The following is a 26,862-nucleotide window of genomic DNA, read 5'->3' as shown; positions in this document are numbered from 1 at the left end:
ATGCTATTAGAAATTTGTGCCAATTCGTTTCAATCTGCAAAAAATGCACAAGAGGCTGGTGCCCATCGTATTGAACTTTGTCAGGAATTATCAGTTGGTGGACTAACACCGTCGTATGGATTACTACGATTAGTAAAAGAAAAACTTCATATTCCAATCCATATATTAATCCGACCAAGGTCAGGTAATTTTATCTATACCGCTGAGGAATTTGAGCAGATGCAAAAGGACATTGCGTTATGCAGAGAACTCAATTTTGATGGGATTGTTTCAGGTATATTAAAAAAGGATAAGACTATAGACATAGAGCGCACCAAAGCTTTAATCGATCTTGCAAGGCCCTTGTCCTTTACATTTCATAGGGCATTTGATGAGGTTATGAATCCACTAATTGCATTGAAACAACTTATTGAATTGGGAGTAGAACGCGTATTAACTTCTGGTCAAAAATCAAGTGCTGAACAAGGCATTGAGCTATTAAAACATTTAAAAACTCAATCGAAGGGAGAAATAATAATTATGCCTGGCAGTGGGATTAATGCAAGTAATTTAAATGTTTTTAAGGCAAATGCATTTAGCGAGATTCATTCATCAGCTTCAAGTAAAGTATCACAGTCAGAGTCCTTATTTTCAGAAGACCAGACGGTTTCAGACATCAATAAAATAAGAACAATATTACATGCGATATAGTCCTCTTTTTTTAATTCTACTAATTTTTGCCTGTGGCCCTAAACACGATGTTCCAATCACAATCGAAATCCACTCAAACTGGGAATTCAGAAATGTTGAAGACACAGTCTGGCATAGTGCTAATGTACCTGGAAATGTCTTTTCTGATCTCTTGGATAATGGTTTAATTGAAGATCCTTTTATCGGTAATAATGAACAACAAGTTCAATGGGTTTCTGAGACAGATTGGGAATATCGCACACGATTTTCATTAGATGAAGAAGCTTTAGCGCATAAGCATTTTCAATTAAATTTTGAGGGTCTAGATACTTATGCTAGCGCATATTTAAATGACAGCTTAATTCTTAATTCTAATAACGCTTTCAGAGAATGGAATGTCAATATTAAACGGTTGCTAAAACCTGAGAATGAATTACGAATTCTTTTTGAACGACCTTCCAAATTTGAAGCCATTGAAAAGGCAAAACTACCTTATGAATTGCCAGTAGGGAATCGCATTTTTACTCGTAAAGCACAGTTTCAATACGGTTGGGATTGGGGACCAGTTCTAAATACTGCAGGAATTTGGAAGCCAATTAAATTGACGAGTTGGAATGATTATAAGATTGAAGATGTGTATCTGCGAGATATGCAGATTGATGAAACGAATGCTTCATTTATCATTGAGATAAGTTCAGTTTCAGGCATTGAAGAAAATTTAAATTATGATATTTATGTGAATGATTCCATTTACGCAGAGTATGAGGAATTTCCGAAAGCAAATCCTGAGAATTTTAATGTTGTAATTGAAAACCCAAAACTTTGGTGGCCACATAATCTAGGAGATCCTCATTTATATGATATCAAGGTAATCGTCAAGGAAGGACAAAGAATATTGGATAGTGCTTTGATTCAAAAAGGACTTAGAACCATTAATCTTGTGGCTGAGAAAGATAGTATTGGGCAATCCTTTTACTTTAAGGTTAATGGCGAACCAGTTTTTGCAAAAGGTGCAAACTATATTCCACAACATAGTTTTCAAAATAAGGTTTCTAGAGAGGATTATGATAGATTATTAAATGATGTGGTAAAATCTAATATAAATATGCTTAGGGTTTGGGGAGGTGGTATATATGAGGATGACTACTTCTATAAACTATGTGACGAAAAAGGTGTATTGGCGTGGCAAGATTTTATGTTTGCATGCGCCATGTATCCTGGTGATACGGACTTTTTAAATAATGTAAAAGTTGAGGCTCAAGAACAAGTAAAGAGGCTTAGAAATCACGCCTCTCTGGCCTTATGGTGTGGCAATAATGAAAACTCCGAGGCATGGCATCGTTGGGGTTGGCAAGAAGGAAGGAGTGAAGCTGAAAAAGAGGAGATATGGAATAATTATCTCAAACTATTTGATTCCCTCTTACCGCAAATTGTAAATAAATATTCGGATACAGATTATTGGGAATCTTCTCCGAAATATGGCCGAGGGAATCCTAAATACAAAACAGAGGGTGATGCCCATGATTGGTGGATATGGCACGATGCCTATCCATTTGAACATTTAGAAGAAAATGTGCCGCGATTTATGAGTGAATTTGGCTTTCAGTCGTTTCCAAGTTACGAAGTCATAAGATATATTAACCAAAATGATTCTATAGTTATAGATTCGGAAGAATTTATTAATCATCAAAAGCATCCAAGAGGATTTCATCTTATTGAAGACTACATGCAACGCGATTATCCAATTCCTGATAAAGCCGAAGACTATGTTTATATGAGCCAACTCTTACAAGCTAGGGGTATGTCTATGGGTATAAGAGCACAACGCAGAGCTAAGCCATATAACATGGGAACATTGTACTGGCAGTTAAATGATTGTTGGCCAGTAGTATCATGGAGTAGTATGGATTATTTTGGAAATTGGAAAGCCATGCAATATCAAATGGCTCATGATTTTAAAAATGTAATAGTATCATCGCATATAGAAAATGATACCTTAAATGTATATGTTGTTAATGACAATTTAGAATCTGTTGAAGACAATTTAAGGGTATCTATTCAAGATTTTGACAATAAGGTGTTATGGAAAGATTCTAAACAAATAACAGTTAAGCCTAATTCCAGTGAAATAAAATATCAACTTCCACTGGCAGAAGTTAGATTTCCAAAAGATGAAATTTATTTTGATGCTAGGTTTAATTATGTAGATGAACATTTTTTCTTTGTAAAGCCAAAGGATCTAAAACTAAAACAAGGCAAATTTGAAACCCAATGGGTTAAGATGGAGAATGGTATCAAAGTTATTATTTCATCAGACACATACCAAAAAGACGTGTTCTTATCGACCAAATATAAGGGTTGGTTCCATGAGAACTTTTTCGATTTATACCCTGGTCAGCGTAGATGGGTTTATTTTCTGTCTGACGACCCAAGATTAAAGGAACAAAAAACTATTGATGACCTTAAAATCATAAGCTTTAACAATTTCATAAGATAACTACAAAAGGAGTTAACTAACTTTGATTTACAAATTGGTTATATGATTCGCTGGATAATATTCATTGTTTTAATTGGGGTTGCAGATTACTATGCATTTCAATCTTTAAAAACGGTCACAAAAAGCAACTGGTGGTATGTCTTGTATTGGATTGTTACTTTTGCAGTTATTGGGCATTTTATTTATCAATTCTTTGGGTTCAACAGAAGTGCAGGATTCTCCCAAGCCAATGCTCTAGCCGTAGGATTTCTTATTGCTATGATTGTCCCGAAATTGATACTTATTACTGTAATGTTTGCTGAAGATGTTTTTAGAATACCGCAAGGTATCTATAGTTATTTTATGCAAGATGACAGCACTAGCGGTAATCAAATAAGGCATTTTCCCTCTAGAAGGAAATTTATAAGTCAGATAGGATTAGGATTGGCATCCATTCCTTTAGCTTCAATTTTATATGGTATGTATAAGGGCAAATACAATTTTAAGGTCCTTAAATACACACTTCATTTTGAGGATTTGCCGAAAGCATTTGATGGTTACAGGTTAACACAAATCAGTGATGTACACTCAGGAAGTTTTGATAATATCAAAAAAGTAGAATATGCTATTGACTTAATAAATGAGCAAAAAAGCGATGTCATTTTATTCACTGGAGACATGGTAAATAATACGGCTCAGGAGATGCGTCCTTACGTAGATATCTTTAAGAAGTTGGAGGCTAAAGATGGTTTATTTTCGGTTCTAGGGAATCACGATTATGGCGATTATGTTCGTTGGGAAAACACCGAGGACAAAAAACAAAATCTAGAAGAGTTAAAATTTATCCAAAAAGAAATTGGTTTTGATTTGTTATTGAATGAAAATAGATTTATTGAAAAAGAGGGCGAAAGAATAGCCTTGGTGGGTGTAGAAAACTGGGGTAAAGGAGGATTTAAAAAAGCAGGTGATTTAAAGAAAGCCTCAAGTAAAGTAGATAAAAATGACTTTAAGATTTTACTGAGTCATGATCCAAGCCATTGGGAGCAACAAGTAATTAATGATGATTACCACTATCATTTAACCTTGAGCGGTCATACCCATGGGATGCAATTTGGTATTGAAATACCGGGCTGGTTTAAATGGAGTCCGGTAAAATGGCGATATAAATATTGGGCAGGAATTTATGAAGAGTTGGGGCAATATATTAATGTAAATCGAGGATTTGGATATTTGGCGTTTCCTGGGCGTGTTGGGATATGGCCAGAAATCACTGTTATAGAGCTTAAAAAGGGCGAAAAACCAGCATAATTGTTAACATTTGCGTATTTTTATGTAGGTTTGTAAAACGCGTTCGACTAAAACCTTAGCGTATGTCAAAATTTGGAGAATTAATAGATGTCGATATTCCGGTTCTATTAGACTTCTACACTGAATGGAACGAACAATCCATTGCAATGCATCCAGTCTTACGAGATGTAGCTGCAGCACTAGGTGACAAAGCCAAAGTCATAAAAATTGATGTTGATAAGAACAAGGAGCTTGCAGAAGCACTTCGCGTTAAAGGGTTACCGACTTTAATTATTTATAAAAATGGTGAAATGAAATGGCGCCATAGCGGTGAACAAGACGCCAACACACTTATTGGAATAATACAAGAATATATTTAATAAAGTGCCTTAAAGGTATAACCCCTAGTCGTATAATATTCTAAAACTTCAGGTAAGGTATATTGAAGGTTTTTGTAGGCTTTAATACTGTCGTGAAATACTACTATGCTACCCGCCTTAGCTGAAGAAATTACATTTTTAAGGCAATCTTCAGCTTTTATAGAAGAGTCCCAATCATAGGAAAGAACATCCCACATTATTATGTTGTACCCTAACTCTTGAAGTTTCTTGCTTTGTTTTACTTTAAACTTGCCGTAAGGTGGTCGAAAAAATTTTCTATAGTTTTCGCTATGATCTGTGTGAAAAGAATCAATTAATGATTCGGTTCTCACCACATCTTTTATGTAGTTTTTGGTTGTATGTCTCCAGCCTTTTAAATGATTAAATGTATGGTTACCAATAGCGTGACCTTGATCAATTACTTTAGAGAATAATTTTGGATGTTTTTCGATATTATTACCAATACAGAAAAATGTTGCTTTAGCATTGTATTGTCGCAAGATGTCTAAGACCCATACTGTAATTTCAGGAGTTGGGCCATCATCAAAGGTTAAATAAAGTTCTTTATTGTTAGTTGTGATATTCCACACTAAGTTCGGAAAAAGTGATTTTACAAAGTCCGGAGTTTTTGCGGGAATAACTTGCACAACCTTCTATTCTTGTTCGGGTGAAATAGTAGTATCGCTTTCCTCTAGTAAATCATTAATATCAAGGTCCTCTCTTGCCTCTGGTTCTTCTAAAACAGGGCCTAATAATGCGTCGAATAATCTTAGATAACCATTGAATTTTTTTGTCTCTTCAAGTGCAAACTCTTGATCATAAACTACAGTAACATCAACTAACGATCTGTATCTTTGGATATCGGTATAGATTTCTTCAATATATTTTTCTTGGTTTTCTAACCTTAAACTACTCAAGAACATAAGGTTTTCTTGGTATTTTCTTGAAACATCTCTATACAGTTGTCTTGCTTTTTCTTGATTTTCTACTTCATAGTAAGCACTAACATAGGGTTCTAACAATGAATAAAATCCGAATATATCTACCGGCATTTTTTCCATCGCAAGATCTGCCATTTCCTCAGCCTTATCCATTTGGCCATCATTAATGAGTTGTTCTATAAGCCTTGCTATATTGCCTCTGTAAGTAATACCATTGCGTCTAGTTTCGATATCGTGATAGATATCTTCGCCACTGCCACCCCAATTCCATTCTTTTACTTTTTGGTACATAAGCTCAGCATCTACACGACCCATATCATAAGGATTTGCTCTATCCACTGGTGTTTTAATTGGAACTAACTTGTAGCACATTCCATCTAATTGAAGATAGTCTTTTAACCAAACATAATCCTCGTCTCCAAAGGCGCCACCAGTAAAATAAATTGGTCGTTCCCAGTTGTTGTTTGCAATAATATCCAACATTAATAAGCGGTTTTTGTAAATGTAGCCTCCCGCAATTTTGGTATATAGATTATCTACAATCTTATCAGCGTCCTTAGCCTTTACGATACCGTTTTTTAGCACTTCCTCTTTATTTACAGGGATACTGATATTTCGTGTTGGAAAGTAGTTTGAATTAAGCAAATGTTTTGGATATTGTCTAGGGTCTTCTCCCATACTTTCTACAACAAATCTAAATTTGGTATTAGGCTTTTCGCTTGAAACAAAATCCATAAATCTATTAATATCCAATGTGTCATTAGCAATACGTTCGCTTATTTCCCGATATATAATTACATCCCTCGTGCCGGCTCTATACTGCTTATGTGTAAGTTGCGATGGTATAGGATCGCTTTCATATGCTTTACGCTTCATTTGATCTATATACCAATCTGTTTGAAATAAGCTGGTGTTAACCACTCTAACATCAGTCCTAACGCCCTCAATTTCTTGTAGATACCATAAGGGGAAGGAGTCATTATCGCCAATAGTAAATAAAATAGCGTTCGGAGCACATGATTCTAAGTATTTTCTTGCCATTGCATTGGCCGTATATTTTCCAGATCTATCATGGTCGTCCCAATTATTGGCTATAAGTAATCCAGGTACTGCTATAAGACAAATTAAGGTTATGGCAGGGGCTAGGAGTTTCGTTTTGACATTGCTTTTTAGTAAATCATATAAGGCATAAACACCAAATCCAATCCAAATGGCAAAAACATAGAAAGAACCAACAACGGAGTAATCACGTTCGCGCGGTTCAAATGGTCTAACGTTGGTATAGAATTGAATAGCAATTCCGGTTAACAAGAAAAACACAAGTAATACCCAGAATCTCTTTTTATCTGTATTTATGAGGAAGAGTAACCCTATTAGACCTAGTAAAAAGGGTAAGAAAAAATATGTGTTTCTGGCCTTGTTGTTTAAAACATCCGAAGGTAAATCATCTTGAGACATCCCTAAATGGAACTCATCAATAAATTTGATTCCAGAAATCCAATTACCATTAAAATCATCATATTTTCCTTGTATATCATTTTGTCTACCAGAAAAGTTCCACATAAAATAACGCCAATACATGTAGCCAAACTGATATTGAAACATATAGGCCAGATTATCAATAAATGAGGGTTTCTCTACAATTAAATAGCGTTGCGCATACGATCTTAAAAACTTGTCATATCCCTCATAATCAACTTCGCCTTGAGCAACACTCATTCTAAAGTTATTAACTAATTGATCAACTCTTCTTTTTTCTTGCAGAGCATATTGGCTGGCTTGTTCTTCTGGGATGCCAGCATTTATAGCTTCATTATAAGCTCTAGTCTGAATGGTAGGGTCTACTTTAAAATCAATCAAGCCAGTAAACATCATATAATTTTCGGCATGCTCACTACTCCACATTCGAGGTAAAATTGAAGCATGATCATGGTTGTAATTTTGTTTACTTTTTTCCCAGTCGTTTATGATAACATACTCCCCTTTGTCCTCGTCACGTTCATAGTTTTTCTTGTCATCAACAAAGGGTTCATCTTCATCCTGCCCTGAATAAATTTCTGTAAACTGCGGCCCATAAAATAAATGGGTTTCTGGATATTGCTCTAAATTATAATACGCAAGAAGCTCTCGTGCATCAGAAGGATTGTTTTCATTGATAATAACATTTGCGTTAGCACGTATTGGCAACATCATCCAAGACGAAAAACCTATGAAAATAAACATTAAACATAGAATGAGTGTATTGGCATGAACCATTGCCATCTTTTTCGTGTAATTGAGGCCATAATAAAACAAGCCAATTACAAGTAACCCAGTTATTAGTGTTCCAGAATTAAATGGTAGACCAATGGAGTTCACAAAAAATACTTCGAGATAACCGAATAGTTTTAATGTAGAGGGTAATAATAGCTTAAAAATAAACAGGAGTATGGCTGCGGAAATAACATTTGCCAAAATAAAGTTTTTAACCGTTATTGTTTTGTAATTTTTAAAGTAATAAATTAAGCCAATTGCCGGTATGGTAAGTAATCCCATGAAATGAACACCGAAGGATAATCCAATTATAAATGCAATTAAAATAAGCCATCTATTTCCTCTCGGGCTGTCCATGTCCTGCTCCCAGCGTAAAGCTAGGTAAAACATTGCGGCCATAATTAAGGTAGCCATGGCATAGACTTCGGTTTCGACAGCATTAAACCAAAAGGAGTCAGTAAATGCAAATGCCAAGCTACCAACTAATGCACTGCCAAGTATCGCTATTCCTTTGTTGCTTGAATCATTTTTGTATTTAACAAGTTTAACTAGCAACATGCTTATGGTCCAAAACATAAATAGTATAGTGAATGCGCTAGCCACAGCACTCATCATATTCATTATCATACCTATTTGAGAAGGTTCAAGCGCAAAAACAGAGAAGAAAGCACCTAGCATTTGAAAAAGAGGCGCACCTGGTGGATGGCCAACTTGCAATTTTGATGATGTTAAAATGTATTCTCCTGCATCCCAAAAACTGACGGTTGGTTCTATGGTAAGCGCGTAGACTGCAAATGCAATTGTAAAAACTAGCCAACCTAAAATTGTATTCAACTTCTTAAAGTTAAAATCTCCCATGAATAAAGGTACTTTTTGATGCTGGCGAATTTACTAATAAATACAATACAGCATAGGTTTTTAAGTTAACGTTAAGTAATTTAAATTATTTTTTAGTTTTTTTTTGCCTAAGCAAATCTTTGTTTTAAATTTGCATCCTCTTTTAAGGGAATGGCCCATGGTGTAACTGGCAACACGTCTGGTTTTGGTCCAGAAGAGTCTAGGTTCGAGCCCTAGTGGGCCAACAAAAAAGTCCTAATCAATTCGATTAGGACTTTTTTTATTATGAGAATAGGATTAAATCTTAAATGTAATAACAGGTCGCTTGGCGTGGTTGACAAGATCTTCACTTATACTGCCGTTAAAAAAATGAGCAATGCCTTGTCTTCCGTGGGTGCTTATACCAATAAGATCGGCATTAACATCTTTTGAAAAATTCAAAATCCCCTGCTCTACACTAATGTCATTGTATATGTTTATCGAGTAATTATCGAAGGACTGTCCAGAGATAAAATCGTGAATTCTTTCCTTGGCCTCTATTGTAGTGATAAAGTTGCTTGCGGTATTAACCATAAGTAAATGAATTCTTGCCCCAAAGGATTCAGCAAATTGTACAGCTTGTTTGTACGTTTCTCTATTGTCATTCTTAAAATCCGATGCAAAAACAAAATCATTAACAATAAACGATTGGTGTTTGTTCTTAATAACTAAAACAGGAACTTCCGAAGTGCGTACGACCTTTTCCGCGTTAGATCCAACGAACATTTCCTTAATTCCCTTGGCTCCGTGAGAACCCATTACTATCATGTCAATATTAAATTCTTTACAGGCTTCTTTAATTTCATTAAAAGTAAGATCTGCTTTAACAGTTTCGTGCACTGTGATACCCTCTAAAAAATCACTATCCATTAAATCTTCAAACTTTTTATGGGCAAGTTTCATAAAGAATAGAGCCTCAGGGACGTCACTATGAGCATTTATGGGGTCTATCTGTTGCATTGGTATTTCCATCATATGCAATAAATAGATTTCGGCGTTGTTAGGTTTGGCAAGCATGGCTGCAACTTTCAAAGCATTTTCGGCTTGTTCCGAAAAATCTGTTGGGACTAATATTCTATTCATTGTGCTTGATTTATGTTAGTCTTATAAATTTAAGAAAATAATTCCACTTGCAACACCTTTGAAAAATCCATAAATATTGTATATTTGCAGAGTTATTTGGTAAAAGGAATAAACGAGAGGACGAGAGGTCCTCTCTTTTTATATCAAGAAATGTTTAAAGAAAACGTAAGAAATTTATTAGAAAGTGCGCTCAATGAGCGTCAAGACTTATTTCTCATCGATTTCGAAATTTTACCGGACAATACAATCAGGGTTGTTTTAGATGGAGATGATGGAGTTCTAGTAGATGATTGCATTTTTATTAGCAGAGCCATAGAGCACAATCTTGATAGAGACGAGCACGATTTTGCGTTAGAAGTAACGTCTTGTGGGGCAACTTCTCCGTTGGTTATGCCAAGGCAATATAAAAAACATGTAGGCAGAAGTCTAGAGGTAAGAACTGTAGATGGTGAAAAACTTACTGGAGAATTAATTGATGTTAATGATAAGAGCGTATTGCTTAAGTGGAAAACACGAGAGCCCAAACCGGTAGGAAAAGGTAAAGTAACAGTAATTAAAGAGGCTAATATTGCTTTTGGAGACATTCAAGAAGCAAAAGTGAAAATAAAATTTTAATTCAATTCAATTATGGAAAATGTAGCGTTAATAGAATCATTTTCAGAATTTAAGGACGATAAATTAATTGATAGAGTGACGCTTATGGCGATTCTAGAAGATGTATTGCGCAATGCTTTAAAGAAAAAGTATGGTGATGATGACAATTTCGACATCATTATTAACCCAGATAAAGGTGATTTGGAAATATGGAGAAACCGAATAGTGGTTGCAGATGGTGAGGTTGAAGACCCAAATCAGGAAATTGCATTATCAGAGGCTCAAAAAATTGAACCAGATTTTGAAGTAGGGGAAGATGTTGCAGAAGAAGTAAAACTAGTAGATCTTGGAAGACGATCCATTTTGGCATTGAGACAAAACCTTATATCCAAAATACACGAACACGATAATACCAATATATACAAGCAATTTAAAGAGCTTGAGGGTGAGATTTATACAGCAGAAGTTCATCACATTCGTCACAGAGCAATTATACTCTTAGATGATGAAGGAAATGAAATTATACTCCCAAAGGATAAACAAATCCCATCAGATTTCTTTAGAAAAGGTGAAAACGTGAGAGGGATAATAGAAAGCGTAGAACTTAAAGGTAGTAAACCTGCTATCATTATGTCTAGAACATCTCCTATTTTCTTAGAGAAACTTTTTGAACAGGAAATACCTGAGGTGTTTGACGGATTAATTACGGTTAAGAAAGTTGTACGTATTCCAGGCGAAAAAGCAAAAGTGGCAGTAGATTCTTATGATGACAGAATTGACCCGGTTGGTGCATGTGTTGGAATGAAGGGTTCTAGAATTCACGGAATAGTAAGAGAACTAGGAAACGAAAATATTGATGTAATTAATTATACAAACAACATACAACTATTCGTTACCAGAGCGCTCAGTCCAGCACGCGTAACTTCATTGAAATTAGATGAGGAAAATATGAGGGCTGAAGTTTTGCTTAAACCAGAAGAAGTATCTAAAGCTATAGGTAGAGGTGGTCATAATATTAGATTGGCAGGCCAATTAACCGGATATGAAATCGATGTCTTTAGAGAGGGAGCAGAGGAAGATGTAGAACTAACGGAATTCAGTGATGAGATTGATGGCTGGATAATTGACGAGTTTAGCAAAGCAGGACTGGACACTGCAAAAAGCATCCTAGAACAGGATGTAGAAGACTTGGTAAAGAGAACGGATTTAGAAGAAGAAACAATCATAGAAGTTATTAAGATTCTTAAAGAAGAATTTGAAGACTAAATAACAATTCAACTCTAATAATTTTTGTTGAATTGCTATAAAACAATTTTAAGTTATATTACAGGCAATTTATGGCTCAAATAAGAATAAATAAGGTATTAAGGGAATTAAACATTTCACTAGATCGAGCAGTTGATTTTTTAGAATCAAAGGGAATCGAAATAGAGAAGAGCCCAAATACCAAAATTTCACAAGAAGTTTATGATACGCTTTCGGACGAGTTTCAGACCGATGCTACTAAGCGCGAAAAAGCTCAAGAAGTAAGTGAGGCAAAACTTAAGGAAAAAGAAGAGCTTCGTGAGCAACGTGAACGGGAGATTGAGGAAAAACAAAAGAAAGATGAGACTGTAAAGTCACCTGTAGTTAAGGCAAAGGCAGATTTAAGTGGTCCAAAAAAGATCGGTAAAATAGATCTCGAAAAGCCAACACCTAAAAAGAAAGTTGAGAAAACAGAAGCTAAAGCAGATCAAGTAGTAGAGAAGCCAAAAGAGACAAAAAAAGATTCAGAGCAATCAAAAGCAACAGAAGTTACAGCGAAGAAGACCTCAAAAAAGGTAGAAGAAACCGTTGAGGAAGAACCTGTTGAAGAAAAATTAAAAACACAATACAAAAAGTTATCAGGGCCAACCACAACAGGTAAGAAAATAGACCTTTCGCAGTTTAACAAGCCAAAAAAGAAAAAGGAAGAAAAAAAGACTGAAGGAGATACAGGGAGTAAACGGAAAAGACGTCGCATTAGTAAAGGCGGTATAGAATCTGGAAAACCAAACTTTGATAAAAGACGTGGGCAAAAAGGAAGAGGAAGTGCTAGGCCTAAGGCGGTTAAAGAAGAACCAACCGAGGAGGAAGTGCAAAAACAAATCCGCGAAACCTTAGAGAAACTCCAAGGTAAATCAAGTAAGGGGAAAGGTGCAAAATACCGAAGAGAAAAGAGAGACCTGCACAGAGAGCAATCTGAAAAAGAATTACAGGCAGAAGCAGCTGAAAGTAAAATATTAAAAGTTACGGAATTTGTTACAGTAAGTGAGGTTGCAACAATGATGGATGTTGGTGTAACAGAGGTAATTTCGGCATGTATGTCGCTTGGCATGATGGTAACGATGAACCAAAGACTTGATGCTGAAACCCTATCGATAGTTGCTGAAGAGTTTGGTTACGAAGTAGAGTTTGTCACTGCGGATATTGAAGAAGCGATTGAGGAGGCAGAAGATGATCCAAAAGACTTAAAACCACGTGCTCCAATAGTAACAGTTATGGGACACGTAGATCATGGTAAAACGTCGTTGCTTGATTATATAAGGGAAGAAAATGTAATTGCTGGTGAGTCGGGTGGTATTACCCAACATATTGGTGCCTATGGTGTGCAATTAGAAAACGGTCAAAAAATAGCATTCCTAGATACCCCAGGGCACGAAGCCTTTACGGCAATGCGTGCGCGTGGTGCACAAGTTACAGATATTGCTATTATAGTTGTGGCAGCGGACGATGCAATCATGCCGCAAACAAAAGAAGCAATTTCGCATGCACAAGCCGCCGGAGTTCCAATCGTATTTGCAATAAATAAAATAGATAAACCAGATGCTAATCCAGAAAAGGTAAAAGAAGGCTTGGCAAATATGAATTTATTGGTTGAAGATTGGGGCGGAAAAATCCAATCTCATGATATTTCTGCCAAATTTGGGACAGGAGTAAAGGAACTATTGGAGAAAGTGCTTTTGGAAGCAGAGCTTTTAGAACTTAAAGCCAATCCGAACAAACCAGCTAATGGTACTGTAGTCGAAGCATATCTTGATAAAGGAAGAGGTTATGTATCTACTATTTTAGTGCAAGCAGGTACACTGCGAGTTGGAGACTATGTCCTTGCAGGTAAGAACAGCGGTAAAGTTAAAGCCATGCATGATGAACGTGGCAAGCAGGTTAAAGAAGCTGGCCCTTCAACACCAGTTTCAATATTAGGTTTAGATGGTGCGCCACAAGCAGGTGATAAATTCAATGTATTTGAAGATGAGCGTGAGGCCAAACAAATTGCAACTAAACGTACACAGTTACAACGTGAGCAATCTGTCAGAACACAACGTCATATTACCTTAGATGAAATAGGAAGACGTATTGCTCTTGGAGATTTCCAGGAGTTGAATATTATTCTCAAAGGAGATGTAGATGGATCGGTTGAGGCATTAACAGATTCATTCCAGAAATTATCAACTGAAGAAATCCAAGTTAATATAATACACAAAGGTGTAGGTGCCATTACAGAAAGTGACGTATTGTTGGCTTCTGCATCAGATGCAATTATCGTTGGATTTAATGTTCGTCCGGTAGGTAATGCCCGTGCAATAGCAGATAAGGAAGAAATCGATATCAGAACATATTCTATTATTTACGATGCAATTAACGATCTGAAAGATGCAATGGAAGGAATGCTTTCACCAGAACTCAAAGAAGAAATTACTGGTACTGCCGAAATTCGTGAAACATTTAAGATTTCTAAGATTGGTACTATTGCTGGATGTATGGTTACTAACGGAAAGATTTTTAGAAACTCAGGTATCCGATTGATTAGAGATGGTGTTGTTGTGTTTACAGGCGAGTTAGCTTCCTTAAAACGTTTTAAAGATGATGTAAAAGAAGTTTCTAAAGGCTACGATTGTGGTATGCAGGTTAAGAACTATAATGACATAAAAGAGGGTGATGTTATTGAAGCATTCCAAGAAGTAGAAGTAAAAAAGAAGCTGAAATAACCTTTCAAATGAATAACTGGAAAGGCAACCAATTTGGTTGCCTTTTTTATTACTATTTTTCAGTCTTAGGCTGAAAAATAATAGCGTTCATATACTGTTTTTTGATTTTTAGTAAGGCTCTATCTGCCTCTAGTCGAGTACTAAAATTGCCAACCCAGACTTTGTAATTTGGTGTATTCCAATGAATTTCTACCGGCCACTCACTAAATGAATTTAAAAATTCTGATTTTTCGCGTTGAGCACGGTCAGGATCTACACTTTGAAAAACTTGAATTTTATAGGTTTTATTTGTCCTTATATCCTTTTTGTATTCCAGTAATTTTTCAATATCCTTATCTTGATCTATCGTTACTGTACCTGTTTGTGCTTGCATTGATAACGTTATCAACACTAATGCTAAAAAAGTGATTAATTTACTGATATTTAATCTCATAATAGTGCCTTTATTTGCAAAGTTAAACTATTGAACGCAATTCGTTTAAAAATCTTATTTAGAACAATTATAAATTAGATACTAACACTTCACTTACATTCGGAAAATTCACTTTATATCTTATTTTTGCCAGAGTTTATAGAAACATGATTTTTGTCATATTTACAGAAAAAATCATACCAAAGTTTAGAAGATAATTCAACTTAAAATATGAAACACGTTATCTACCGTAATTTAACCTCACAGATACTTCGTCTTGGTTTTATTTTATTACTTACGTTTTCAACTTCACTTAATGCTCAAGAGGGCGATCCAGCAAATGGTAAATCTTTATTCAACGCAAATTGTGCGGCATGCCATAAGTTGAATAAACCAATGACTGGACCTGCATTAGCAAATGTTGAGCAAAGGCTATATGAAGAGGAAGGATTGGATAGAGAATGGCTTAATAAATGGATACGCAATAGTTCTGCATTAATAAAATCTGGTGACGCTTACGCAAATAAGATTTACAATGAGTGGAATCAAGTTGCTATGAATGCCTTTCCGCAATTGAGCGATCAAGATATCTCCGATATTTTAGCATATACGGCTGCACCGCCACCTGCACCAGCGCCAGTTGAAACAGGAGCAGAAGTTATGGTTCAAGAACCAGGGATTTCCAATGATTTAATTCTTGGAGCGTTAGCCGTATTATTTGCTTTATTGGCATTGGCGTTGATTTTAGTAAAGCGCACATTAAATCGCTTTGCAGAAGCTAAGGGAATTGAAGCCGTTATCGAAGAAAAACGTATTCCAATTTGGAAAGCATTTGTTCAAAATCAATTCTTGGTGCTTGTAAGTGTAATATTCTTGCTCTTAGCGAGTGGCTATTTTGCTTACGGTTATTTCATGCAAATTGGTATTGACCAAGGTTACGAACCTGTGCAACCAATACATTATTCCCATAGAATTCACGCAGGTGAAAATGGAATTGATTGTAAATACTGTCATTCTTCAGCGAGAGTAAGTAAGCATTCTGGTATTCCATCATTGAATATTTGTATGAATTGCCATAAGGCCATTGGCGAAGTCGCTGAGGCAACCCAGCAGGAAGGTATAAAAGAATTTGGTGTAGATTATAACGCGGAAATCCAGAAATTATATGAAGCAGTTGGTTGGGATGGAACAGGATATACTGGAGAAACACAACCAGTTAAATGGATACGTATTCATAACCTACCGGATTTTGCATATTTTAATCACTCACAGCACGTTTCGGTTGCTGGTTTAGAGTGTCAAACATGTCATGGCCCAGTTGAAGAAATGGAAATTATGTACCAGCATTCACCGCTAACGATGGGCTGGTGTATTAATTGTCACAGAGAGACAAATGTAAAAGTTAAAGACAACGGATACTATACCAAAATACACGAACAGCTTTCTAAAAAGTATGGTGTTGAGCAGTTAACTGCAGCACAAATGGGAGGTTTAGAATGTGGTAAGTGTCATTATTAATAGAAATTAAGAAGTAATTCAGAATTATATGTCATCAAACAAGAAATACTGGAAAAGTGTTGAAGAGCTAAATGAAAATAGCTCTATTGTTGAGACGCTACAGCAAAATGAATTTGTGGAAGAAATTCCAACAGACGAATTTTTAGGAGATAAAGAGTCATTAGAATCTTCATCAACTTCGCGTCGTGATTTCTTAAAATACGTAGGGTTTAGCACTGCAGCAGCTTCTTTGGCAGCATGTGAAGGTCCTGTAATTAAATCTATACCTTACGTTGTGCAACCAACGGAGATAATTCCTGGAGTAGCAAACTTTTACGCTACGACAATTGCAGACGGATATGATTTCGCTAGTATTTTAGTTAAGACAAGAGAAGGTCGACCAATTAAAATTGAAAATAATACGGATGCATCAACGAACGGCATGGCAAATGCTAGGGTTCATGCTTCAATTTTAGGGCTTTACGATAATTTAAGAGTTAAGGCACCAATGAAGGGGGATACTGAAATTTCATGGGATACATTCATGTCTGAAACTTCTATGGCTCTAAATCAGTTAAAAGACGGTAAACAAATTGTATTACTAACACAAACCTTAGCTAGTCCTTCAACACATAAATTAATTAGTGAGTTTTCTGATAAATATGGTAATGTTCGTCACGTGACTTACGACGCGGTTTCGGAATCAGCAACTTTAGATGCTTACCAGGCAAAATATGGTAAAAGAGGAATGGCTAACTACGATTTCTCTAAGGCAAAAACAATAGTTTCTATAGGTGCTGATTTTATTGGAGATTGGCAAGGTGGCGGATTTGAGTCTGGTTATGCTAAAGGACGTGTACCGGAAAACGGTAAAATGTCAAGACATATTCAGTTTGAATCTAATATGTCTTTATCAGGTGCGAACGCGGATAAACGTGTTCCTCTTAAACCAAGTGAACAGAAATTAGCCCTAGCCAAATTATACAGTTATGTGACAGGTAATTCTGTCGGAGGTGCTAAACTCTCAGAAAATCTTGATGCAGCGATAAAAGTTGCAGCTAAAGAGTTGAGTAACGCCGGAAGTAATGCTGTTGTTGTTACCGGGATTCAGGATGTAAACGCACAAACAGTTGTATTAGAAATTAATGAGTACTTAAAAAGTAAGGCATTTGACCCTAAGACAACTATTATGACAAGACAGGGTAATAGTAGTGAAGTAGAGCAGCTTATTGCTGATATGAAAGCAGGCCAGGTAGGTGCGATAATTACGTATGGCGTAAATCCTATGTACACAATGCCAAATGCTTCTGACTTTGCTGAAGGATTAAACAAAACAGACTTGTCCGTTGCGTTTTCAATGAAACAAGACGAAACATCAACAAACTGTCAGTATATAGCAGCAACACCTCATTTCTTGGAATCTTGGGGCGACTTTGAAATGAAGTCAGGCCATTACTCTATGATGCAGCCTACAATTCGTCCTCTTTTTGATACAAAACAATTTCAAGAGGTACTTTTAGCTTGGAATGGCAATGCGTCCTCTTACAGAGATTATATAAAGGAAGTATGGACAGCAAATATTCTTAATGGAGAATCTTTTAACAAGGCTGTGCAGGACGGATTCTTTGTTAGTTCATCAATTGATGAAAGTGAATCAGAAGATAACACAGACGAAACATTAGAAACACCAAGTGCAAAGGCAGGAATGGCATTAGCTTCGTCCGCTAAAGTTGGAGAGATGGAGCTTTCACTCTACACTAAAGTAGGTATGGGCGATGGGCAACAAGCTAATAATCCATGGTTGCAAGAATTTCCAGATCCTATTACAAGAACATCTTGGGATAATTATTTGACTGTTTCTAAATCTGACGCAGATCGTTTGGGATTGGTTAATGAAAATGTTGCTAATGGTGGATTAAATGGGAGCTATGCAAACGTTACGGTAAATGGAGTAACTGTTTCAAATGTGCCAGTAATTATTCAACCAGGACAGGCAAAAGGTTCAGTAGGACTTTCATTCGGATATGGTAGAACATCTGGTTTGAAAGCAGAAATGCAAACAGGAGTTAATGCATATCCATTATATCAAAACTTTAATGCTGTACAAAATGTGACTATAAGTAAAGCTGAAGGAATGCATGAGTTTGCATGTGTTCAGTTACACAATACTTTGATGGGTCGCGGAGACATTATTAGAGAAACAACGTTAGAAATATTCAATACTAAAGACAAGGAATATTGGAATGCCGTACCAAAAGTATCTAAAGATCATATTGAAACTCCAGTAACTTCTCCGGATGTCGATTTATGGGATTCTTTTGATCGTTCAATTGGGCACCATTTTAATTTATCAATAGACTTAAACGCCTGTACGGGATGTGGGGCTTGTGTAATTGCATGTCATGCAGAAAACAACGTTCCTGTTGTTGGAAAAACAGAGATGAGACGCAGTAGAGATATGCACTGGTTGCGTATTGACAGGTATTATTCATCGCAAGATTCTTTTGAAGGTGATAACGAGAAAAAAGATAATATTTCTGGTTTAAGCAGCTCATTAAGTGAGTTTGGTGAAATGGAAAACCCAGCCGACAACCCACAGGTTGCATTCCAACCTGTAATGTGTCAGCATTGTAATCACGCGCCTTGTGAAACCGTATGTCCTGTTGCAGCAACTGCTCACGGACGTCAAGGTCAAAATCATATGGCTTATAACCGTTGTGTTGGTACGAGATATTGTGCTAACAACTGTCCTTATAAGGTACGTCGTTTCAACTGGTTCTTGTATAATAAGAATGACGAGTTTGATTATTATATGAATGATGATTTAGGACGTATGGTTCTTAATCCAGATGTAACAGTTCGTTCAAGAGGTGTTATGGAAAAATGTTCTTTCTGTATTCAGAAGACTCAAAAGACAATTTTAGATGCCAAGCGTGATGGACGTGAAGTTAGGGATGGTGAATTCCAGACTGCATGCTCTGCTGCTTGCGGAAACGGTGCGATGGTATTTGGAGATATAAATGATAAAGACAGTGAAATAGCTGCCTTAAAAGTAGATAAAAGAGCTTATCACTTACTGGAACATGTTGGTACTAAACCAAATGTAGTTTATCAAACTAAAGTAAGAAATACAGCTAAAGCATAAATAAATTAAAGAATCAATTATATAATTATGGCGTCTCATTACGAAGCACCTATTAGAAGACCTTTAGTTACTGGAGAAAAATCATACCACGATGTTACTGTTGATGTAGCAAGACCCGTGGAAGGCAAAGCCAATAAAGCTTGGTGGATTGTTTTCGGTATTTCTTTGGTAGCATTCCTTTGGGGAATAGGTTGTATTATTTATACCATATCGACTGGTATTGGAGTTTGGGGTCTAAATAAGACTGTAAACTGGGCTTGGGATATTACTAACTTCGTTTGGTGGGTTGGTATTGGTCACGCAGGTACACTGATTTCGGCAGTACTTTTGTTATTCCGCCAAAAGTGGAGAATGGCAATTAACCGTTCTGCTGAAGCAATGACAATCTTCTCGGTTATCCAAGCTGGTCTATTTCCAATTATTCACATGGGTCGTCCATGGCTAGCATATTGGGTATTGCCAATTCCTAACCAATTCGGATCATTATGGGTTAACTTTAATTCGCCATTATTATGGGATGTATTTGCAATATCTACATATTTATCGGTGTCTTTAGTATTCTGGTGGACAGGTTTATTACCAGACTTTGCAATGATTAGAGATAGAGCTGTAAAACCATTTCAGAAGAAAATATATTCACTACTTAGTTTTGGTTGGTCTGGTAGAGCAAAGGATTGGCAACGATTTGAGGAAGTGTCATTGGTGCTAGCTGGATTAGCTACACCGTTAGTACTCTCGGTACATACCATTGTATCGTTTGACTTCGCCACGTCGGTTATACCTGGTTGGCATACAACTATATTCCCACCTTACTTTGTTGCAGGGGCGATTTTCTCTGGATTTGCAATGGTAAATACCCTTCTTATAATCATGAGAAAAGTATGTAGCCTTGAGGATTACATTACTGTGCAGCATATAGAGTTAATGAACATTGTAATTATGATTACTGGTTCTATTGTTGGCGTGGCATATATAACAGAGTTGTTCATCGCATGGTATTCTGGTGTAGAGTATGAGCAATACGCTTTCTTAAACAGGGCAACAGGACCCTACTGGTGGGCTTATTGGGCCATGATGACTTGTAACGTTTTTTCACCACAATTCATGTGGTTTAAGAAATTACGAACAAGCATTATGTTCTCGTTCTTTATATCAATAGTGGTAAATATAGGTATGTGGTTTGAGCGTTTCGTAATTATTGTAACTTCATTACATAGAGATTACTTACCGTCTTCTTGGACAATGTTCTCCCCTACTTTTGTTGATATTGGTATTTTTATTGGAACTATCGGTTTCTTCTTCGTATTATTCTTATTGTATGCAAGGACTTTCCCTGTGATTGCTCAGGCAGAGGTCAAAACAATTTTAAAGTCTTCGGGAGAGAATTATAAGAATTTAAGAGAGCAAGGTAAAAGTCTTGTTGGTGCTGGTGTAGACTCAAGAACCTCTTCAGGAAATATTAAAATAAATACTACAGTTGAAAGTTCAACTGTTGATTCGGGCGAAAAGAATGTAAAGGTAAATAGTCTTCTGGGGACAATAGGTGCTTTTGATGCTGCTACTCAAACAGCAGACGATTTGAAAAAAATTAATGGCGTTGGACCAAAAATGGAAGAGGTCCTTAATAGTATTGGCATTTATACTTTCTTACAAGTAAGTAAAATGACAAAAAAGGAATATGACTTATTAGATTCAATCACAGGTTCTTTCCCTGGAAGAGCTGAGCGAGACGATTGGGCTGGTCAGGCAAAAAATTTATTAAATAACTAATATAGTCTATGGAAGCTTCAAAAGTAATTCATGCTATTTATACGGACGATGATGTTCTGATGGCTGCCGTTAAAAAGGTAAAGGCAGAAAAACATCACATCGAGGAAATATATACACCTTTTCCAGTTCACGGATTAGATAAGGCAATGGGCTTGGCTCCTACTCGTATTGCAATAACATCCTTTTTATATGGGTGCGTTGGTCTTACAGTAGCAATTCTAATGATGAATTTCATTATGATTAAAGATTGGCCTCAGGATATTGGCGGTAAACCAAGTTTTAGTTATTTAGAAAATATGCCGGCATTTGTTCCAATTATGTTTGAACTTACGGTATTTTTTGCTGCTCACTTAATGGTTATAACATTCTATTTACGTAGTAGAATGTGGCCATTTAAAAAAGCTGAGAATCCAGACCCAAGAACAACAGATGATCACTTTCTAATAGAGATAGCGGTTCACAATAATGAAAACGAACTAACTTCATTGTTGCAAGATACTGGGGCTGTCGAAATAAACTTAGTAGATAAAGAAGAAGACTCACATTAATATGAAGAGAGTAATAAAATATATCACAGTATTAGTTTTGGTGACCGGATTTATGTCTTGTCAAAAGAATTCTAGACCTAATTATCAGTACATGCCAAACATGTATGAGCCTGTAGGTTACGAAGCCTACCAGGAATCGGATGCTTTTAATAATGGTATTGAAGCACAAATTCCTGCAGAAGGAACTATTCCAAGGGGTGATTTTATGCCATATGAATTTGAAGATACCAATGCGGGATACGATGAAGCAAAAGCAACTCTAACTAGCCCACTCGATTCGATTCAAATAGATTATGCACGTGGCAAAGAATTATATGATGTTTACTGTGGTATTTGCCATGGGGCCAAAGGAAATGGACAAGGAAAACTTGTACAGCGCGAGAAAATACTCGGAGTACCTAGTTATGATGATGCCGGAAGAGCAATAACAACTGGAAGTATATATCATGTCATTTATTATGGTAAAAATACTATGGGTTCTTATGCAAACCAATTAAACGAAGAAGAAAGGTGGCAGGTTACAGCTTATGTTGAGAAATTAAAAGCGGAATTAGAAAAGTAAGACTTAGATAAAGGTTATATAAATGGAATATAAGATTTCAAATCGACTAAAAATGGGTGCTATCGTTCTAGTAGTCTTAGGATTATTAGGTGTTGGCTATGGCTTCTGGGATTCTCACAAAGTTAATGAGGATAATATATCAGAGTACCTTGCAAATGAAGCACATGATGGCGATCATAGTAGTGCAGAAGGTCATGGCGAGAGCTATGCGATGTCGGGACATAGCGAAACTGATTCTCATTCGGATAGCATGCATTCTGACCAAGGGCATGATGCAGAAGCACATGGATCTGGTCACGAAATGAGTCATGAAGAACATGTTCTGCATCAAATTCATAATAGACCTTGGGCAGCACTCTATGTTGCGGCATTCTTCTTCTTTATGATATCGTTAGGTGTTTTAGCGTTTTATGCTATTCAATACGCAGCACAGGCAGGATGGTCTCCAGTTTTATTTAGAGTTATGGAAGCTATTACAGCTTATGTTCTACCTGGTGCGTTAATAGTATTTGCTATTGCCTTGATTGCAGATAAGCACATCTTTGTCTGGATGGATCCTGAAGTTGTTGCTCATGATAAGCTCATACAGGGGAAATCAGGATTTTTGAATAAAGGTGTATTTATTGGACTTAGTTTATTCTTTATCTTAGGATGGAGCGCTTACCGTTATTTATCTCGTAAATTTTCAATAGCTCAAGATACATCAGATAATAATTCGAACTTTAAAAAGGCATTTAGATGGTCCGCAGGGTTCTTAGTATTTTATATTGTGACAGAATCTGTAGTTTCCTGGTTATGGATAATGAGTGTAGATCCACATTGGTTCAGTACCTTATTTGGTTGGTATGTCTTTGCAAGTATGTTTGTGAGTGGTATTACTGTTATTGCTTTGATGACAATCTATCTTAAATCTAAGGGATTGTTACAATTCGTAAATGATAGTCATATACACGACTTGGCCAAATTTATGTTTGGTATTAGCATATTTTGGACATACTTGTGGTTCTCCCAATTTATGCTCATATGGTATTCAAATATTCCAGAAGAGGTGACTTATTTTGTGACCCGTATAGAGTATTATAAATTACCGTTCTTTGGTATGGTAGTTATGAATTTTGTATTCCCTCTACTTATCTTAATGAATAGCGATTATAAGCGTATTCCATGGTTTGTAGTTATGGCTGGGATTGTAATACTTTGTGGCCATTACTTAGATGTATTTAATATGATTATGCCAGCTACAGTTGTAGACAGATGGTTTATTGGGATACCAGAAATTGGATCAATATTATTATTTGGAGGATTATTTTTGCTAATTGTCTTTACTGCGTTAAGCAAAGCACCTTTGTTAGCCAAAGGAAATCCATTTATGAAGGAAAGTGAACATTTCCATTATTAATTTATTAAAAAAGAAGAAAAACGATAATGACAGCTTTATTAACAGTATTAATTGTACTTTTTGTAGCAGTTGCTTTATGGCAGATGGTAAAGATATTTGATTTAGCTCAAGTAGGGGCTTCAAATACACAAATCGCCGATGATAAGGATAACAGAATTAATGGTTATTTGATGCTCGGTTTCCTAGTATTTATTTATGCAATAACAATAGTTAGTTTCATATATTTAGGAGACTTACCCTTAGTGTCCAATTCAGCTTCGGAGCACGGACCAGAAATCGACAACTTATTGATTATTTCTTTAGTTGTAATTTTTATTGTTCAGATAGTAACACAATTCTTACTGCATTATTTTGCATATAAGTACAAAGGAGAAAAAGGTAAAAAAGCATTATTCTATGCGGATAACAACACACTCGAAGCCGTTTGGACAGGAATACCTGTAATTGTTTTGGCAGGTTTAATAATCTATGGATTATTTACTTGGAACGATATAATGACAATAGATGAGGAAAGTGACCCAATGGTAGTAGAGCTTTATGCGCAACAATTTAACTGGAAGGCAAGATATGGAGGCGACGACAATGTTCTAGGTAAAGCCAATGTTAGGTTAATAGATCTAGATAAAGCAAACATATTAGGTGTTGATGAGGCAGATCCTAATGCGCAAGATGATGTTATTGTAACTGAGCTACACTTACCTGTAGGTAAGCCAGTTCTATTTAAAATGCGTTCTCAAGATGTATTGCACTCTGCTTACATGCCACATTTCAGAGCTCAAATGAACTGTGTGCCAGGTATGGTAACACAATTTGCATTTACACCTACAGTTACGACTGAAGAAATGCGTCAAAATCCTGATATTCAGGATAAAGTCAAATACATTAATGAATTGAGAGTCGAAAGACAAGCCGAAATAGAAGAAGCAGGTCAAGATTTACTTTATGAGTTTGATTACTTATTGTTATGTAACAAAATCTGCGGTAAATCGCACTACAACATGCAAATGAAAATAGTTGTGGAAACACAGGAAGAATTTGATGCATGGATGAAGGAGCAAACTACATTTGCGAATTCTTTATTAAATTAGAAAAAAATTAAACGAAAAAGAGAATAAAAGAAAGATTATGTCAGCAACAGTAGATACACACGTACACGACGATCACGACGTACATCACCACAAAGAAACATTTGTGACTAAATACATATTTAGTCAAGATCATAAAATGATTGCAAAGCAGTATTTAATTACTGGTGTAATAGTAATGGGTATCATTGGTATTTTAATGTCGCTTTTAATGCGGATTCAGTTAGCGTGGCCAGAAAAGCCAAATGCACTATTTGAGGCGCTTTTAGGCAAATGGGCACCAGGAGGTGTTATGGATGCCGATATTTATTTAGCACTTGTAACAATACATGGAACCATAATGGTGTTCTTCGTTCTAACTGCTGGACTTAGCGGTACATTTAGTAACCTATTAATTCCATTACAAATTGGAGCAAGAGATATGGCCTCAGGCTTTCTTAATATGATTTCCTACTGGTTATTTTTTATCTCTTGTGTAATCATGATAGCTTCATTTTTTGTAGAAGCAGGACCTGCAGCAGCGGGTTGGACAATTTATCCGCCACTTTCGGCCTTGCCTTTGGCTCAAGGTGGTTCAGGAATGGGTATGACCTTATGGCTAGTGTCTATGGCAATTTTCATTGCCTCTTCACTTCTTGGGTCGCTAAATTACATTGTAACAGTTATTAATTTACGTACAAAAGGAATGTCTATGACAAGACTTCCATTAACAATTTGGGCGTTTTTTGTAACTGCTATTATTGGTGTGATTTCATTCCCAGTATTATTGTCTGCAGCATTATTATTAATAATGGATAGAAGTTTTGGAACGTCATTCTTCTTATCAGATATCTTTATTCAAGGTGAAGTATTACATTACCAAGGTGGTTCACCAGTATTATTTGAGCACTTATTCTGGTTCTTAGGTCACCCTGAGGTATATATTGTACTTCTACCGGCACTAGGTATAACATCCGAGATAATCGCAACAAATTCCCGTAAACCAATTTTTGGTTACCGTGCAATGGTTGCTTCAATTTTAGCAATAGCATTCTTATCAACAATAGTTTGGGGTCACCACATGTTTATCTCTGGTATGAATCCATTCTTAGGATCTGTATTTACGTTCACAACATTATTAATTGCAATACCATCTGCGGTAAAAGCATTTAACTATATAACCACACTGTGGAAAGGTAATCTTCAGATGAATCCGGCAATGTTATTTTCAATCGGGCTGGTATCTACATTTATTACTGGTGGTTTAACTGGTATTATATTAGGAGATAGTGCGTTGGATATCAATGTACATGATACATATTTTGTGGTTGCCCACTTCCACTTAGTAATGGGTATTTCAGCACTATATGGAGTGTTTGCTGGAGTCTACCATTGGTTCCCAAGAATGTTCGGGCGCATGATGAATAAGAATCTTGGATATTTGCACTTCTGGGTAACAGCTATATGTGCTTACGGAGTCTTCTTCCCAATGCACTTTATCGGAATGGCAGGTTTACCAAGACGTTATTATACTAACTCAAACTTCCCACTATTTGATGATACAACAAATGCGCAAGTTGTAATTACAATGTTTGCATTGGTAGGTGGATTAGTACAATTGGTATTCTTATACAACTTCTTTATGAGTATTTTCTATGGTAAGAAAGCAGAACAGAATCCATGGAAATCAAATACTTTGGAGTGGACTGCACCAGTGAAGCATATACACGGTAACTGGCCAGGTAAAATTCCACACGTATACCGTTGGTCTTATGACTATTCCAAGCCTGGTCATGATGAGGATTTTGTTCCCCAAAATGTACCAATGAAAGAGGGAGAAGAAGAACTCCATCACTAAGATTATATTTAATACAATCATATAAAAAGCCTTTCTAATTA

Annotated in this window: 19 protein-coding genes and 1 tRNA gene; 16 read left to right on the top strand and 4 right to left on the bottom strand. The window is 36.2% G+C overall.

The genetic code is table 11. The annotated features are described in order from the left end of the window. The 4 genes from LBU54_RS00240 to LBU54_RS00225 all read left to right on the top strand — a co-directional run bounded on the left by LBU54_RS00240 (nucleotide 1) and on the right by LBU54_RS00225 (nucleotide 4,812). Entirely contained in the window at nucleotides 1–690 is a 690-nt protein-coding gene (locus tag LBU54_RS00240; RefSeq protein ID WP_224523711.1) for a copper homeostasis protein CutC, read from the top strand. Beyond that, complete coding sequence (locus LBU54_RS00235) at nucleotides 680–3,166, top strand: beta-mannosidase (protein ID WP_224523709.1); 2,487 nt, start codon at nucleotides 680–682, stop codon at nucleotides 3,164–3,166. The genes LBU54_RS00240 and LBU54_RS00235 overlap by 11 nt, the downstream gene beginning before the upstream one ends. Nucleotides 3,167–3,208: 42 nt before the next feature. Next, nucleotides 3,209–4,453 carry a metallophosphoesterase gene (locus tag LBU54_RS00230; protein ID WP_224523706.1) on the top strand — a complete coding sequence of 415 codons (1,245 nt, stop codon included), beginning with the start codon at nucleotides 3,209–3,211 and terminating at the stop codon, nucleotides 4,451–4,453. 62 nt (nucleotides 4,454–4,515) lie between these two features. Further along, entirely contained in the window at nucleotides 4,516–4,812 is a 297-nt protein-coding gene (locus LBU54_RS00225) for a thioredoxin family protein (RefSeq protein WP_224523704.1), read from the top strand. On the opposite strand, the gene LBU54_RS00220 is transcribed toward LBU54_RS00225, so the two are convergent. Continuing rightward, nucleotides 4,809–5,459, bottom strand: a complete 651-nt coding sequence (locus LBU54_RS00220) for a polysaccharide deacetylase family protein (protein WP_224523701.1) — start codon at nucleotides 5,457–5,459, stop codon at nucleotides 4,809–4,811. The genes LBU54_RS00225 and LBU54_RS00220 overlap by 4 nt on opposite strands. 6 nt (nucleotides 5,460–5,465) lie before the next feature. Further along, nucleotides 5,466–8,864, bottom strand: coding sequence for a glycosyltransferase family 117 protein (locus LBU54_RS00215; protein WP_224523698.1), 3,399 nt, complete (start codon nucleotides 8,862–8,864; stop codon nucleotides 5,466–5,468). A gap of 151 nt (nucleotides 8,865–9,015) precedes the next feature. Here LBU54_RS00215 and LBU54_RS00210 point away from each other — a divergent pair. Then, nucleotides 9,016–9,088 (top strand) — tRNA-Gln (locus tag LBU54_RS00210). Between the two features lie 52 nt (nucleotides 9,089–9,140). Here LBU54_RS00210 and LBU54_RS00205 read toward each other — a convergent pair. Further along, complete coding sequence (locus LBU54_RS00205) at nucleotides 9,141–9,965, bottom strand: universal stress protein (RefSeq protein WP_224523696.1); 825 nt, start codon at nucleotides 9,963–9,965, stop codon at nucleotides 9,141–9,143. Nucleotides 9,966–10,115: 150 nt separating this feature from the next. Between LBU54_RS00205 and rimP the strand changes: the two genes are divergently transcribed. The 3 genes from rimP to infB all read left to right on the top strand — a co-directional run bounded on the left by rimP (nucleotide 10,116) and on the right by infB (nucleotide 14,566). Next, nucleotides 10,116–10,580 (top strand): ribosome assembly cofactor RimP, encoded by a 465-nt coding sequence (rimP, locus tag LBU54_RS00200; RefSeq protein ID WP_224523693.1) that lies wholly within the window; start codon nucleotides 10,116–10,118, stop codon nucleotides 10,578–10,580. Nucleotides 10,581–10,592: 12 nt separating this feature from the next. Next, on the top strand, nucleotides 10,593–11,825 hold the full coding sequence (gene nusA, locus LBU54_RS00195; protein WP_224523690.1) for a transcription termination factor NusA: 1,233 nt from the start codon (nucleotides 10,593–10,595) through the stop codon (nucleotides 11,823–11,825). Between the two features lie 71 nt (nucleotides 11,826–11,896). Next, nucleotides 11,897–14,566, top strand: a complete 2,670-nt coding sequence (gene infB, locus LBU54_RS00190; protein WP_224523687.1) for a translation initiation factor IF-2 — start codon at nucleotides 11,897–11,899, stop codon at nucleotides 14,564–14,566. 52 nt (nucleotides 14,567–14,618) lie between these two features. Here the strand turns inward: infB and LBU54_RS00185 are convergent, their stop codons facing one another. Next, on the bottom strand, nucleotides 14,619–14,939 hold the full coding sequence (locus LBU54_RS00185) for an SPOR domain-containing protein (RefSeq protein ID WP_224523684.1): 321 nt from the start codon (nucleotides 14,937–14,939) through the stop codon (nucleotides 14,619–14,621). 270 nt (nucleotides 14,940–15,209) lie between these two features. Between LBU54_RS00185 and LBU54_RS00180 the strand changes: the two genes are divergently transcribed. Genes LBU54_RS00180 through LBU54_RS00145 form a run of 8 tightly spaced genes read left to right on the top strand, consistent with a single transcriptional unit; the run spans nucleotide 15,210 to nucleotide 26,821 of the window. After that, nucleotides 15,210–16,496, top strand: a complete 1,287-nt coding sequence (locus LBU54_RS00180) for a c-type cytochrome (RefSeq protein WP_224523681.1) — start codon at nucleotides 15,210–15,212, stop codon at nucleotides 16,494–16,496. A gap of 28 nt (nucleotides 16,497–16,524) precedes the next feature. After that, nucleotides 16,525–19,620: a TAT-variant-translocated molybdopterin oxidoreductase gene (locus tag LBU54_RS00175; RefSeq protein WP_224523678.1), complete on the top strand. Its 3,096-nt coding sequence runs from the start codon at nucleotides 16,525–16,527 to the stop codon at nucleotides 19,618–19,620. A 27-nt stretch (nucleotides 19,621–19,647) separates the two neighbouring features. Then, complete coding sequence (nrfD, locus tag LBU54_RS00170; RefSeq protein ID WP_224523675.1) at nucleotides 19,648–21,390, top strand: NrfD/PsrC family molybdoenzyme membrane anchor subunit; 1,743 nt, start codon at nucleotides 19,648–19,650, stop codon at nucleotides 21,388–21,390. Nucleotides 21,391–21,398: 8 nt separating this feature from the next. Further along, nucleotides 21,399–21,938, top strand: coding sequence for a DUF3341 domain-containing protein (locus tag LBU54_RS00165; protein WP_224523673.1), 540 nt, complete (start codon nucleotides 21,399–21,401; stop codon nucleotides 21,936–21,938). A 1-nt stretch (nucleotide 21,939) separates the two neighbouring features. After that, complete coding sequence (locus LBU54_RS00160) at nucleotides 21,940–22,500, top strand: c-type cytochrome (protein ID WP_224523671.1); 561 nt, start codon at nucleotides 21,940–21,942, stop codon at nucleotides 22,498–22,500. Nucleotides 22,501–22,522: 22 nt separating this feature from the next. Next, nucleotides 22,523–23,899 (top strand): quinol:cytochrome C oxidoreductase, encoded by a 1,377-nt coding sequence (locus LBU54_RS00155; RefSeq protein WP_224523669.1) that lies wholly within the window; start codon nucleotides 22,523–22,525, stop codon nucleotides 23,897–23,899. 26 nt (nucleotides 23,900–23,925) lie between these two features. Beyond that, entirely contained in the window at nucleotides 23,926–24,987 is a 1,062-nt protein-coding gene (locus tag LBU54_RS00150) for a cytochrome c oxidase subunit II (protein WP_224523667.1), read from the top strand. 37 nt (nucleotides 24,988–25,024) lie between these two features. Beyond that, nucleotides 25,025–26,821 (top strand): cytochrome c oxidase subunit I, encoded by a 1,797-nt coding sequence (locus tag LBU54_RS00145; RefSeq protein WP_224523665.1) that lies wholly within the window; start codon nucleotides 25,025–25,027, stop codon nucleotides 26,819–26,821. Nucleotides 26,822–26,862: the final 41 nt, after the last annotated feature.

It is taken from the genome of Winogradskyella alexanderae, from assembly GCF_020166335.1.
Classification (GTDB): domain Bacteria; phylum Bacteroidota; class Bacteroidia; order Flavobacteriales; family Flavobacteriaceae; genus Winogradskyella; species Winogradskyella alexanderae.
Note: the sequence above shows the minus strand (reverse complement) of the source record. Positions and strands in the feature narration are given on the sequence as shown.